This window comes from Streptomyces sp. NPDC089915, assembly GCF_040684675.1.
In the GTDB taxonomy this organism is placed as follows: domain Bacteria; phylum Actinomycetota; class Actinomycetes; order Streptomycetales; family Streptomycetaceae; genus Streptomyces.
The window spans coordinates 84,454-98,080 of record NZ_JBFBGN010000001.1 but is presented as its reverse complement, the minus strand read 5'-3'; the positions used below and the strand labels follow the sequence as shown (position 1 = coordinate 98,080).

Genomic DNA, 13,627 nt, shown 5'->3' with positions numbered 1-13,627 from the left:
ACGGATCGTCTAAGACGACGCGCCCTTCCGGAAACTCAGGTGATCTGTGTCCGGGATCGTCGGGTCGCGGACGAAGGGAGAGATCGCCGCAGCGGTCAGCGGGGAGGACAAGTACGCTCCGAAGGTGTGGAAGTCGATACGGCCCATCGGAGTGTCGGCGTGCTGGTCAACGGGGAAACGGTCGCCGAGCCGACGCGGAACCGCCACCAGGTCACCTGTGTCGGCGAGGTTCACCCAGTAGCGGACTCCGGCGGGCCGCGAACCCCGATCGGCGGTTGGCGTGGGCACCAAGTGATCGAAGATTCCGCCTGGCAGGCCGAGAGGAGAGCCCAAGGTCACGAAGCAGTCCACGGTCAGCTCCGGGTGAGCGTGGAGAGCCTCGTACGTGACTACCGAGCCGAGGGAATGGGCCAGCACTACGCGGGGGCGTACCTGTCGGATCGCCTCGGCCACAGCGGATCGGGCTGCATCCCTTACCTGCGGAACATGGAGGTAGCGGCGAACCTCGCCCGCCAGCTGGACGGCAAGCCGAATGACCGTCCCGACGGGGATGTTGCGGCGTTGGGAAACCCAGGACAGGACCTGCCGCAGCGGAGCAGTAACCAGTCCCTGCCGTTCCCGGAGGGTGGGTGAACCGAGTGCCAGTGCCCAGGCGATGACGACGGACTCTTCTCGTTCGTCGAGAGCAGGTAGGTCCAGTACGGCGGCCTGCCGCTCCGCGGCGTGGGTGTGGTGAGCGTAGTACGCGGCGTGCAGGGGAGGGAGCAGGTGGTCGTTCAGTCCAGCAGCCGAGAACCCATGCTGCAACTTGAGCCGCCACTGCCCTGATAGTTCGATGGCCGCCTGTTCCGGCGAGCGGCCGCTCAGGTGGTTGCCGATGCCGTGCACTGCGACGATCGTCACTGTTCTGGTCCTTCCTCCAAGTAACAATGAACGGAGTACGCCGGGAAGCGCCACGGGCCGCCGGTCGTCACGCCGGCGACCCTGCTGATCTCGTACCAGTGTGCCTCCAGCCGCATGATCTCGAATCCGTGGGGCGTGAGTACGTCGACGAGAACATCGTGTAGCTCGGCCGTCGTTGCAGTGATGGGGCGGGCGTACACCAGACCATGGGAAGGCGGCAGGCCTCCCTCCCATTCCTCGAGGGTGTGCAACTCCCATCCGTCTGCACGGGCATCTCCACATAGCAGTTCGCCCGGCAGCCAAGCCAGGACATGGGTGGCGTGGACGGTCGGATGCGCCGGTCGGATTGCCGACGCCGCTGCGGAACAGACCCACCCGAGGGCCGTGACATGGCCAGCCTTGGTGCCTACCAGCACACCGCTTTCGTAGGGGACGAGCGTGTGCACCCGACCCGGCACCGGGGCCGGATCTCCAAGTAGATCGCCGGATTCGGCATCCCATGCCTGGACCTCCTCCTCGCTGACAGCGGCCACGAGTGCCGGCCTGCCGTTCACTTGGCTGACCGTCATCACCTGAGGGTCGGCGACGGGGGCGGAACCCACGAGCGAGGCCGTTACGAGGTCCCAGACCCGTACCTCATCGCCGTCCGAGGATTGCTCTGCAGCGAACAGGCGCCCGCCTTGCATCGTGATCGCTCCGATCCGGTCCAGCGTGATCGATTGCCGCAGGGTGCTGTCGGCCAGGGACCAGAGACGTACTGTGCGTTCGTTGTGGACGCTGATCAGGAGAGACTCGCCGCCGACGTCGCCCGCGACCAGTTCTGTGACCGGCCCCTCCACGTCGGCGAGTACGTGGGAAAGAGACTCCTTGCTCGTGTCCCATACATGGATGCTGCCGTCGGCGCCGCCGACCACGGCCCATACCGAATCGCCGTGCGCCACGGCGGCCAATGAGGTGGCCGGGGCCGGGAGGCGGACCGTCGATTCGAGGACATCCTCACGGACATTCCAGGCGTCGAGCTCGGACTCCGTGGTCACAGTGACGACGTAGGGCGCGTTGCCGGCTGTCACGGTGGCGGCGTGGCTGAGCTCGCCCAAGTCGCCCAGCTCGTGATCCTGGGTGCCGGCGCTCAGGTCCCAAGCCTTGACCTCACCGGACGCGAGTTCGACGCTGAGGGCGAGCTCCGAGCCGTCGAGCCGGATGGTGCCGAGTACTGTGGCGTGGTGCCAGTGGTCTTGGCCATGGCCGAACCGAGGGCAAACGTCGAGGTCCCACACCCGCATGTTCCCGTCGCGATGGGCGGTCAGCGCGAGCTGAAAGCGGTCGACACGACGGATGTCCGCGAGCGTCAACCCGCGGTCTTCGGCTCCGGTGACCACGTGGACGGTCTCGCCGTTCCCGCGTGCCGCATACATGCCAGAGTGGTAGGCGATGAGGGAGAACAGCGGGGTGCGTGCGTTGGTGGGCCGGATCCGCACTTCCTGGAGTGGTCCCTCTGATGAGATGATGACGGGCCACTCGTCCAGGTGCCTCAGCACCTTCGGCCCGTGACCTTGAGGTGCGGCGGGCGCACAGTGAAAGCTGAGGGAGCCGTCTGCGGATTCCACACCGAGCAGCGAAGCAATGGCGGCGTCCCCGGCTTCGACGGTGTCGAAGATCGTGCCGAAGGACTCGTCTAGCAGGCCGACCAGGCCGATCTCTCCGCTGACCCGACCGACTGCAAGCACCGCCTGGTCGCCGGTGCCGACGACCGCCAAGGCGGAGACCCTCTCGCCGTCGAGGCGTGCGTCGGCGACGTGCGAACCCGTCGTGAGGTCGTAGAGCTGGAGCACATTCTGGTCAGTGACCGAGACAATGACCGCCTGCTCGTCCAGATCCACGATCGCCATCTGGGTGATGGTGCCCTCGCCTGTCCGAGGAATCGAGAAGTACCGGAACGCGACGTCGGGGCTCGGTGTGATGTCCCATGCCTGGAGGGAGCCGTCGGTACCGGCGAACACGGCGAGGAGCCGTCGTTCGACAGATCCCAGGGCCAGGGCTGACACCGTGGCGCCCAACTCGTCCTCGCCGATGACGGAGAGCAGGGACTCCTCGGGTAGCCCTGTGCTCCAGCAGGTACGGAGCACGGTCCCTTCGTCGCGGAGACGGCGTGCCAGCCCCACAGCCCGGTAGGTCACCAGGTACTGGCGAAGCTTGGCACGGCGAGTCTCCAGCGGCACGCGCCGGCCAAAGAGGTCGCCGGTATCGAAGTGACCGAACGCCGTTCGGTACGCGACCCCCGCCCGCCGCGCCGCCGGGGTCCTCGTCCGGTGAACGGCCTCCCAGATGCTGCTGTGGTCGGCGCGGACTAGGTACTCCGGGTCCAGGAACAAGTGGTCGACTGCGGATCCGTCTGGCACAGCGACGGCATGCTCCATCAGGTGTCGCAGGAGATAGGGTGAGGCAAGGTCCCACCGAGGCCCCTCAGCGGCCCACCGTCCGGGGACGGCCGACAATAGCTCGTGAAAGAGCATGTCGGCGAGCCCTTCGAATTCAGCCCCGGCGTCACGGAAGTGCTCGGTGACCGTCTCGTGGAAGAACCGGTAGAGCTGACGTCCGTCCGAGTCGATGCTCGTCCGCAGATAGAAGCGGGCGGTCGTTAGCTTCTCGTGGGCCTCGCCCGGGGTTAGCGGGCGAAGCTCCTGACCCGCGGCCATGGCGGCAGCGGTGGCTGCTGCGACCACAAGGTCCAGCGGCATACCCTGACCTCGCGCTTGTGCCAGCCCCACCATCAAGTGCCGCACCCACGGGTCGCCGTCCAGGGTGGTCCGCAGGTGCAGTTCGAGTAGGTGCGGCAGGCTCTGCGGCAGTCGGGCGACTGCCTCGGCGGGATTCAGGGGTACACCGGTCCGCAGGAAGTCGGCGAAGAGTGCTGCGACGAGGAAGGTGCTGCGATCGGGGCTATGAGCGATCGCGGTAGCGACCGCATGGGCTACGGACTCACGAAGGGCCTGGTCGCTGTAACCGGGGGCGCTATACAAGATGTCGGCGATGTAGGTCGTGAGGTCGGCCGCGAGGTCTTCGACACCGGAGGAGGTGTCTAGGTCGAGCACCTTCCCGTGGGCACCCGGCACTTCCCAGCCCCGGTGGTCGTCCGCCTGCGGCGGGCGCATCCCCACGAGCGCCCGGAAGGCGGGGCGGCCGTCAGGGCGCAGCGCGCTCAGGAGCTTGGGTAGCAGATCGCTGACGATACGGCCGCTCTCTAGGGCTTCGTCGATGGCATCGAGGATGAGTACCACCGGTTCCGGAAGGTCTCGAGCGATACGTTTGAGCTCGTCTAGCGCTTGCTCACCACTAGCGAAGGCAGGCTTCGAGTCCTCGGGAGTCAGTTGAACAATGATCGAAGCGACTACCTCGTCCCTGCTTCGGTGCCGGGCATGGACTGCGACAAGGGTCGGATACCGACGCTCCGGGCGGTATTGAGCGGGAATGCGACCGACCAGCATGGTGCTCAGCTCGGCGAGCTGGTTGTGCGACAGGAAGACTGTCACCCCCAGCAGCGCCGACTTTCCGGACCCAGGACTTCCGGTGACCAGCAACAGGGGTTCGTCGCTCGCCAACCAGGAGCGAATCCGGGTCAGCTCTCGGGTCCGCCCAGTGAAAAGGCAGCCCGTAATCGCAGAGGCGCCGTCCAGGCGGCCGGACGCTCGGGTGAGGAAGTGCACGGGGTCCAGACCAGGGTCGAACTCCGCCGCCAGCTCCCGAACTGCCAGCCGGAGCCGGCTTCGAAGCCGCTGCCAGACGTCTGTGCTGAACGCCGGGTTGGCGAAGAACTCCGGTACAGGCAACGAGGCGGCTCGGCGTGGAGAGTGCACCACGGTCTGCGGATACCCCTCGCCGAGGCGGACCAACTCGCGCGCGATCTCGTCGGCCACTGCTTCCACCGGCACGTGGGCCATGGCCGGAGAGATATCCCAGTGCCCCAAGCGGAGCCGCTCCAGTGCCTGTGCTGTGGCCTTGGTGAAGCGTGCGTCGAAGGCGCTCTCGCCCGCCGTGCAGGCCGCAATCACCCAAGTCTTTCGGTCGCCCTCGGAAACATCCTGGAACAACTGATAGTCCGTCGCGGCCCCTGCATCGCAGACATCGAGCAGGAACAGGACGGGAGACTGGTCGGAGCCATGCTCGACCTCATTCAGCCATCGGCCGACATCGATCGCCGAAGCCGGAAGGTCAGTCGGACGACTATCGTGCACGGGCAGGTACAAGACCCTGCCACGAACGATCCCGTGACCGGCAAAGTGAACGATCCGCGGCAGACCTCCCGAATCGTGCCGCAACTGCCGCCAGCGCTCCTCGACGCTGATCCGGTCCGCATTGATCACCGGGTCACTGACGTGCAGCCCGTCGAAACGTGAGAGCACCGCGCCGAGTTCACGTACTTGCGGTTCAACTGACGGCAGCGGAGACAACCCCTCCGAGGTGGGGGTCCACTCGCCGTCGGCCGCGTTCTCAAAGGTCCCAACTCCGAGCAGAAGTGCCCGAACCATTATCCCCCCATGCCTGTTCGATTCTGTCTCCAGGCTATCGGGGTCGAGGCTGCTCCCCCCTCACGACTGGTTTCACTCCTTGACTAACTTGCAGGCCCAGTTGGGAAACCGTACGCCTTCCCGGCGCGAAGCTGAGGTACACGGAGGGGGAGTAGGTGGGATGAGCGCGGCTCACTCCCCGGGCGCCGCGCGTTCTCCCCAGATTCTCCCCAAGGCCCCGAATCAGGCCATCATTGATGTTTGCCATGGCGAACTCGATCACCGATTCTTGCTCCCCGACTACAGCCAGTCGCGCTTCTTGAAGATGACGTAGAGGCTCGTACAGACCACCGCCATCAGCAGGATTGCGAAGGGGTAGCCCGCGGCCCAGTGGAGTTCGGGCATGGTCTCGAAGTTCATGCCGTAGATCGTTCCCACCAACGTGGGTGCAAAGAGGATGGCGGCCCAGGAGGAGATCTTCTTGATCTCCTCGTTCTGTTCGAAGCCCGCCTCCGCCAGGGCGCGCATCTCGGCGTTCTGCTGCTGGGAGACCAGGGTGGCGTTGACCGTGAGGATTTCGGTCAGGGCCTGGCGGAAGCCGTCCACGCGTTCGCTGGTGTGGGTGACGTGGTCCGCCACGTCGCGGAGGTAGCGCTGGAGTTCCTCGTCCGTGCCGTACTTGGCGAAGCCGGCCATCAGGGCGTGGAGCATGCCGACCAGGGGGCGGGTCGCGCGTTGGAACTCGACCATTTCGCGGGAGAGTTCGTAGATGCGGCGGGAGACCTCCGGGTCGCCGCGGAAGACCTCCGTCTCGATCTCGTCCATGTCGTTCTGGACGCCCGCGACGACCGGCGCGTAGCCGTCCACCACCGCGTCGAGGATGGCGTACAGGGCGGCCTCCGGGCCCAGGGAGAGGAGGTCCGGGGACTCCTCCATGCGGCGGCGGACCGCGGAGAGGTCGGGGGCCGCGCCGTGGCGGACCGTGATCAGGAAGTCCGGGCCGACGAAGACGTGGAGTTCGCCGAAGTCGACCTCCTCCAGGGCGTCCAGGTAGCGGGCGGCGCGCAGGACCACGAAGAGGGTGTCGCCGTAGCGTTCCAGCTTGGGGCGCTGGTGGGCCTCCAGGGCGTCCTCGATCGAGAGCGGGTGGAGGTTGAACTCCGCCGCCAGGGAGTGGAGTTCGCTCTCCGTCGGGCGGTGGAGGCCGATCCAGGCCATGCCGTCGGGCTGTTCGCGCAGCCGGCGGAAGGTCTCGGCGAGGGTGGTGGGGGAGGCGACGCGGCGGCCCTCGCGGTAGACGGCGGAGTCGATCACGCTGTGGTGGTCCGGGGGGACGGCGGCCGCGGGCGCCGGCGGGGGCGTGGGGGAGGGGCCGGACGGGCGGAGCCGGCCGGCGCGCTTCGCGTGGGTGGGGCGGCGGTCTGGGCGCTCCGGCATCGCGGCTCCAGGGAGGGGGCGGAGGTGGTGGGGGTGGAGGTGGTGGGGGTGGTGCAGGTTGCGGACAGGGGGTGTCCGCAATCGGAGTTAGGTTGCGGGTATGGCTTCCTCTACGAGTTCCGTTCTCGGCACCCGCGCACTGAACCGTGCCACGCTCGCCCGCCAGCTGCTGCTGAGCCGCGCCGACGACATGACGGCCGGCGATGCCGTCGCGCACCTGCTCGGGCTGCAGGCACAGAACGTCAAGCCGCCGTACTACCAGCTGCACGCCCGGCTCGCCGGGTTCCGGCCCGAGGAGCTGGGGCGGCTGATGGAGGAGCGGGAGGTGGTGCGGATGGTGACCATGCGGTCCACCATCCACACCCACACGGTCCAGGACGCCCTCACCCTCAGGCCCCTGGTGCAGGCCGCCCGGGACCGCGAGGTGCAGTACTTCCGCAAGGGGCTGGCCGGAGTCGACCTGAAGGCGCTCGCCGCGCGGGCCCGGGGCTTCGTCGAGGAGGAGCCGCGGACCATGGGGGAGATCCGCGAGGAGCTGCTCCGGTCGTGGCCCGGGGCCGACCCGCAGTCGCTGGCCGTGGCCGCCCGCTGCCTGCTGCCGCTCGTCCAGGTGACCCCGCGCGGGGTGTGGGGCCGCAGCGGCCAGGTGCGGCTGACCACCCTGGAGACCTGGGCGGGCCGGTCGCTGGAGGAGGGGACCGAGGCGGGGACCGACGCGCTGGTGCTGCGGTACCTCGGCGCCTTCGGGCCCGCCTCCGTCAAGGACATGCAGACCTGGGCCGGCGTCACCCGGCTCCGGGAGGTCTTCGAGCGGCTCCGGCCGCGCCTGGCGACCTTCCGCGACGGGAACGGGACCGAGCTCTTCGACCTGCCCGACGCGCCCCGCCCCGACCCCGACACCCCCGCCCCGCCCCGCTTCCTCCCCGAGTTCGACAACCTGCTGCTCTCGCACGCCGACCGGACCCGCGTCGTTCCCCCGGAGTTCAAGGGACTGAACGCGAGCGGCAACCAGAGCCGGTGCGTGGTGATGGTCGACGGGTTCCTGGGCGGCGTCTGGGCCGGCGGCGGGGACGGGATCACCGTCGAGCTGTTCCGGGACACGGCGCGGGCCGTCAAGGAGGAGATCGCCGCCGAGGGGGAGGCGATGCTCGCCGCGCTGGGCGACGGCCCCGGGAGCGTGCGCTTCGGGTCAATCCGAGGCTGACGCCGCCCTGGTGGAGGGCCCGTCCGGCGCGGCACGATGCCTTCCATGACCATGACGGAGAACAGCGCCACCGACAGCTTCCTGGCCGCGCGGGACTTCCTGCTCGCCCACCGCGGGCAGTACGAGGCCGCCCGCACCGGATTCACCTGGCCCCGCCCCGAACGCTTCAACTGGGCGTTCGACTGGTTCGACCGCATCGCGGAGGGCAACACCGCCGACGCCCTGCGCATCGTGGAGGAGGACGGGACCACCGAGGCCGTCACCTTCGACGAGATGCGGCTGCGCTCCGGCTCCGCGGCCACCTGGCTGCGCGAGCAGGGCGTGGCCGCCGGAGACCGGGTCCTGGTCATGCTCGGCAACCAGCGCGAGCTGTGGGAGGTGATGCTCGGCGCGATGAAGCTGCGCGCCGTCGTCATCCCCGCCACCCCGCTCCTCGGCCCCGCCGACCTGCGCGACCGCATCGAGCGCGGCGACGTCCGCCACGTGATCGCCCGCGCCCTGGACACCCCGAAGTTCGACGAGGTGCCGGGCGGCTACACCCGGATCGCCGCCGGGGACGCGGTACCGGCCGGCTGGCTGCGGCTCGCCGACATGGAGGGGGCCGACAGCGGCTTCCGCCCCGACGGGACCACCCTCGCCTCCGACCCGCTGATGCTCTACTTCACCTCGGGCACCACCGCCCGCCCCAAGCTCGTCGAGCACACTCACGCCTCGTACCCCATCGGGCACCTCTCCACCATGTACTGGCTCGGCCTGCGCCCCGGCGACGTTCACCTCAACATCGCCTCGCCCGGCTGGGCCAAGCACGCCTGGTCCAACCTCTTCGCGCCCTGGAACGCCGGCGCGACCGTCTTCGTCCACAACTACACCCGCTTCGACGCGGACCGGCTCATGGCCGAGATGGACCGCGGCGGCGTGACCACCTTCTGCGCCCCGCCCACCGTCTGGCGGATGCTGATCCAGTCCGACCTGACCGCCCTGCGCCGGCCCCCGCGCGAGGCCGTGGCCGCCGGCGAACCCCTGAACCCCGAGGTCATCGAACGGGTCAAGGAGGCGTGGGGCATCACCATCCGCGACGGGTTCGGGCAGACCGAGACCACCCTCCAGGTGGGCAACTTCCCCGGAGCCGAGGTCAAGCCGGGCTCCATGGGCCGCCCCGCGCCCGGATACGAGATCGTGCTGCTGGACCCCGTCACCGGCAAGGAGTCCCCCGACGAGGGGGAGCTGTGCGTGGACCTGCGCACCCGCCCCGCCGGGGTGATGACCGGCTACCGCGACGACCCCGAGCGCACCGCCGAGGCCATGGCGGACGGGCTCTACCGCACCGGGGACATCGCCTCGCGCGACGCCGACGGCCACCTCACCTACGTGGGCCGGGCCGACGACGTCTTCAAGGCCTCCGACTACAAGATCAGCCCGTTCGAGCTGGAGAGCGCCCTGCTGGAGCACGAGGCGGTCGCCGAGGCGGCCGTCGTCCCCGCCCCGGACGCGCTGCGGCTCGCCGTGCCCAAGGCCTACATCACCCTCGCCGCCGGCTGGGAGCCCGGGAAGGAGACCGCGCGGCTGCTGTTCGAACACTCCCGGGCGGTCCTCTCCCCGTACAAGAGGATCCGGCGCATCGAGTTCGCCGAGCTCCCCAAGACCGTGTCCGGGAAGATCCGCCGGGTGGAGCTGCGGGACCTCACGGCCGCAGGGTCGGCCCAGGAGTACGACGAGGCCGACACGACGGGCTGAGGCCCGGGGCCCGGGCCCGGCCGCGGGCGCCCGGTCTCCGGGCGCCCGTACGGAACGGGGTCCGGCCGGAGCGGGCTCAGGCCGGCAGCTGCGCCTCGATCGCGGCGATGAGCTCGGGGGCCTCGGGCTCGGTGCGCGGGCGGAAGCGCGCCACGACCTCGCCGGCGGGGGAGATCAGGAACTTCTCGAAGTTCCACTGGATGTCCCCGGCCTCGCCCTCGGCGTCCGGGGTCTTCACCAGCTCCTGGTACAGCGGGTGCCGGTTCTCGCCGTTGACCTCGGACTTCTCCAGCATCGGGAAGGTCACCCCGAAGCCGGCCGCGCAGAAGGTCTGGATGTCCTCCGCGGTGCCCGGCTCCTGGCCGCCGAACTGGTTGCAGGGCACACCGATGACGGTGAAGCCCTTCGCCTCGTACTTGAACTGCAGACGGGCCAGACCCGAGTACTGCGGGGTGAGCCCGCACTGGGAGGCGGTGTTCACCAGCAGGACGGCCTTGCCGCGGTGGGCCGCCAGGCTGGTGGGCTCGTCGTCCAGGGTGGTCAGCGGGATGTCGTACAGGCTCATCGGGCTCTCCTCGGGTCGGCAGGCTGGTGCGGCGCGCTCGGACGCCACGCCCCGGCGGCAGGGCCGGACGGCATGATCGAACAGCACGTGCGAACAGGTCCCGAGCCTAGGCCCCCCGGACGACCAGTGCGTCCGCCGGGTCGTTGACCGGCTGCGGCATGCCCGTGAGGTCCATGACGAACAGCGGTATCCCCAGGTCGTCCGCCCGGCCCCGGGCCTCCTCCGTATATCCCGCCAGGGCGAAGTAGACGCTGGTCGTCGAGGCCGTCAGACCGTTCAGCCAGACGCACTCCACCGCCCGCAGCCCGGCCGGTGCCGTAGTGGGGTCCACCTGGGCCACCACCCCGGGCGCCCGCAGGTCCACCGCAGCCGACGGGATCGGCACCCCGTCGGGCTGGCGCACGTCCCGGAAGCCGAGCCAGCGCAGGTACAGCGCGGCCGTCGCCACCGCGTCCCGGGCGGTACGGATGGTCACGGGCCGGAACGGCGGCCGGGAGGCGGGCCCCCGCGCCGCGCCGGCGGCGCCCCCGGAGGCGGGGGTCGCCGGGGCCCGGCCGGCCGGGTGCGCGTCCCCCCGTACGCCGTCCCCCGCGCCCGCCTCCTCCCGTACCCCGGAATCCGCCCCGGCCGCGTCCCCCGCGTCCGTCCCGCCCTCCGCGGGCTCCACCGGGTCCGGCGGGTCCGGCGGGCGTACGGGGACCAGTACGACCGTCCCGCACGAACCGCACCCCACCTCCGGGTGCGGCCACTCGCTCTCCCGGCCGCAGGACCCGCAGCGCACCGTGACCCAGCTGTCCTGCCAGGTGCGGTGGGTCAGCGGCAGGGGCGCCGCCGCCAGGTCCAGCGGCGGGATCACCGGGCTCCCGCAGGCACACGGGAAGACCGGTGAGATGTAGCCGTTCTCGCGCTGGCACGCCGGGCAGCGCACCGGTACCGCTTCCGCCATGAGCCCTGGACCCCCTCCGTAGCTGTGCGTGGGTCCATGCTCCACCACCGGCGACCACCGGGGCGAGCGAGCCCGCCGAATCGGGCCGTTTCACCCCGCGAGCCCGGCCATTTGTGCAACTCACCGAAAGAGATGCGGCTTTTGGTGGGTTCCGGGGTGCCCCGCCGCCTTGACGTGCGGGAAGCCGCCGCTTAGCTTGTTTCGTATAGCAGAACATAAATTCCGGATGCCGGAAAAAGTCTGACCGCCAGACCCGCAGGAGAACCTGATGCCTCGTATGACAGCCGCCGCTGCCGCCGTTGAGATCCTCAAGCTCGAGGGTGTCGAGCAGGCGTTCGGCGTGCCCGGTGCCGCGATCAACCCGTTCTACCGCGAGCTCAAGAACGTGGGCGGAATCGCGCACACGCTGGCCCGTCACGTCGAGGGCGCCTCCCACATGGCGGAGGGTTACACCCGCGCCAAGGCGGGGAACATCGGCGTCTGCATCGGCACCTCGGGCCCGGCCGGCACCGACATGATCACCGGCCTGTACTCCGCGATCGCGGACTCGATCCCGATCCTGTGCATCACCGGCCAGGCCCCGGTCTCGAAGCTCCACAAGGAGGACTTCCAGGCCGTCGACATCGCCACGATCGCCAAGCCCGTCACCAAGGCCGCCACCACGGTCCTGGAGGCCGCGCAGGTCCCCGGCGTCTTCCAGCAGGCCTTCCACCTGATGCGCTCCGGCCGTCCGGGCCCGGTCCTCATCGACCTGCCGATCGACGTCCAGCTGACCGAGATCGAGTTCGACCCCGAGACCTACACCCCGCTGCCGGTCTACAAGCCGCAGGCGAGCCGCGCCCAGGCCGAGAAGGCCCTCGGCTTCCTGCTCGAGGCCGAGCGTCCGCTGATCGTCGCCGGTGGCGGCATCATCAACGCCGACGCCTCCGACCTGCTGGTCGAGTTCGCCGAGCTGACGGGCATCCCGGTCATCTCCACCCTGATGGGCTGGGGCACCATCCCGGACGACCACGAGCTGGCCGCCGGCATGGTCGGCGTGCAGACCGCCCACCGCTACGGTAACGCGACGTTCCTGGAGTCGGACACCGTCATCGGTATCGGCAACCGCTGGGCCAACCGTCACACCGGTTACAACCTGGACGCCTACACCAAGGGCCGCAAGTTCGTCCACGTCGACATCGAGCCCACCCAGCTGGGCAAGATCTTCGCCCCGGACTTCGGCATCGCCTCCGACGCCAAGGTCGCCCTGGAGCTCTTCATCGAGGTCGCCAAGGAGTGGAAGGCCGAGGGCAAGCTCCCCGACTTCTCCGCCTGGGCCGCCTCCGCGCAGGAGCGCAAGGCCACCCTCCAGCGCCGTACGCACTTCGAGAACATCCCCATGAAGCCGCAGCGCGTCTACGAGGAGATGAACAAGGCGTTCGGCCCGGAGACCCGCTACGTCACCACCATCGGTCTCTCCCAGATCGCGGCCGCGCAGTTCCTGCACGTCTACAAGCCGCGCCACTGGGTCAACTGCGGCCAGGCCGGCCCGCTCGGCTGGACCATCCCGGCCGCCATCGGTGCCGCCACCGCGCAGCCCGAGACCCCGGTCGTCGCCCTCTCCGGCGACTACGACTTCCAGTTCATGATCGAGGAGCTGGCGGTCGCCGCCCAGCACAAGGTCCCCTACGTCCACGTCCTCGTGAACAACGCCTACCTGGGTCTGATCCGCCAGGCGCAGGGCGGCCTCGGCATCAACTTCGAGGTCAACCTCGAGTTCGAGAACATCAACACCCCGGAGATCGGCGTCTACGGCGTCGACCACGTCAAGGTCGCCGAGGGCCTGGGCGTCAAGGCCATCCGCGTCACCGACCCGGAGAAGCTGGGCGAGGCCTTCGAGACGGCCAAGAAGTGGGCCCAGGAGCACCAGGTCCCGGTCGTCGTCGAGGCCATCCTGGAGCGCATCACCAACATCGCGATGAGCAAGACGGTCGACATGAGCGACGTCACCGAGTTCGAAGAGCTCGCGACCGAGCCGGGCCACGCCCCGACCGCGATCAAGGCCCTCCAGGCCTGATCTCCGCAGTAACGGCACACAGCGGCCCCCGTTCCTCCTCCGGGAGGGGCGGGGGTTGTTTGTGTTGGGGGCGCGCCATCGCCCCTGCGAGGGGCCGGGGGCGGGTCGGTGGCTGCCCACCCGCCTCGCGGCGGGGTGCCGGTGTGGCGGCGTCGTACAGCGGGGCGGGGCCGGGGGGTCTCGGGGTCTGAGCCGGGCGGTCTCAGGGAACCCCCCGAAGGAACGGGACGGACGTTCCTTGGACATGCGGCGGTCTCAGCGACGCGCGGCGGGGCCG

8 protein-coding genes are annotated in these 13,627 nt (G+C 69.5%); 3 read left to right on the top strand and 5 right to left on the bottom strand.

Annotated features, from left to right (window positions below):
* Positions 1-9 precede the first annotated feature (9 nt).
* The 3 genes from AB0O29_RS00420 to AB0O29_RS00410 form a co-directional block, all read right to left on the bottom strand.
* Positions 10-903, bottom strand: coding sequence for a serine peptidase (locus AB0O29_RS00420; protein WP_365143679.1), 894 nt, complete (start codon positions 901-903; stop codon positions 10-12).
* Positions 900-5,303, bottom strand: coding sequence for an NACHT and WD repeat domain-containing protein (locus tag AB0O29_RS00415; RefSeq protein WP_365143676.1), 4,404 nt, complete (start codon positions 5,301-5,303; stop codon positions 900-902). Before AB0O29_RS00415 ends, AB0O29_RS00420 begins: the two co-directional genes overlap by 4 nt.
* 405 nt (positions 5,304-5,708) lie before the next feature.
* Entirely contained in the window at positions 5,709-6,845 is a 1,137-nt protein-coding gene (locus AB0O29_RS00410; RefSeq protein ID WP_365143673.1) for a magnesium and cobalt transport protein CorA, read from the bottom strand.
* Positions 6,846-6,945: 100 nt separating this feature from the next.
* Between AB0O29_RS00410 and AB0O29_RS00405 the strand changes: the two genes are divergently transcribed.
* Complete coding sequence (locus AB0O29_RS00405; RefSeq protein WP_365143670.1) at positions 6,946-8,049, top strand: winged helix DNA-binding domain-containing protein; 1,104 nt, start codon at positions 6,946-6,948, stop codon at positions 8,047-8,049.
* 51 nt (positions 8,050-8,100) lie between these two features.
* Entirely contained in the window at positions 8,101-9,783 is a 1,683-nt protein-coding gene (locus tag AB0O29_RS00400; RefSeq protein WP_365143911.1) for an AMP-binding protein, read from the top strand.
* 76 nt (positions 9,784-9,859) lie between these two features.
* Here the strand turns inward: AB0O29_RS00400 and AB0O29_RS00395 are convergent, their stop codons facing one another.
* Positions 9,860-10,348: a glutathione peroxidase gene (locus AB0O29_RS00395; RefSeq protein ID WP_365143667.1), complete on the bottom strand. Its 489-nt coding sequence runs from the start codon at positions 10,346-10,348 to the stop codon at positions 9,860-9,862.
* A gap of 106 nt (positions 10,349-10,454) precedes the next feature.
* Positions 10,455-11,294 (bottom strand): hypothetical protein, encoded by an 840-nt coding sequence (locus AB0O29_RS00390; RefSeq protein ID WP_365143664.1) that lies wholly within the window; start codon positions 11,292-11,294, stop codon positions 10,455-10,457.
* 277 nt (positions 11,295-11,571) lie between these two features.
* Between AB0O29_RS00390 and gcl the strand changes: the two genes are divergently transcribed.
* Positions 11,572-13,350, top strand: coding sequence for a glyoxylate carboligase (gcl, locus tag AB0O29_RS00385; protein ID WP_365143908.1), 1,779 nt, complete (start codon positions 11,572-11,574; stop codon positions 13,348-13,350).
* The last annotated feature ends 277 nt before the right edge of the window (positions 13,351-13,627 follow it).

What these genes read in the sequence shown, in the direction of transcription:
- gcl (WP_365143908.1), top strand. Translation starts at nt 11,572, where the DNA reads ATGACAGCCGCCGCTGCCGCCGTTGAGATCCTCAAGCTCGAGGGTGTC.
- AB0O29_RS00395 (WP_365143667.1), bottom strand. Translation starts at nt 10,348, where the DNA reads ATGAGCCTGTACGACATCCCGCTGACCACCCTGGACGACGAGCCCACC.
- AB0O29_RS00400 (WP_365143911.1), top strand. Translation starts at nt 8,101, where the DNA reads ATGACGGAGAACAGCGCCACCGACAGCTTCCTGGCCGCGCGGGACTTC.
- AB0O29_RS00390 (WP_365143664.1), bottom strand. Translation starts at nt 11,294, where the DNA reads ATGGCGGAAGCGGTACCGGTGCGCTGCCCGGCGTGCCAGCGCGAGAAC.
- AB0O29_RS00410 (WP_365143673.1), bottom strand. Translation starts at nt 6,845, where the DNA reads ATGCCGGAGCGCCCAGACCGCCGCCCCACCCACGCGAAGCGCGCCGGC.
- AB0O29_RS00405 (WP_365143670.1), top strand. Translation starts at nt 6,946, where the DNA reads ATGGCTTCCTCTACGAGTTCCGTTCTCGGCACCCGCGCACTGAACCGT.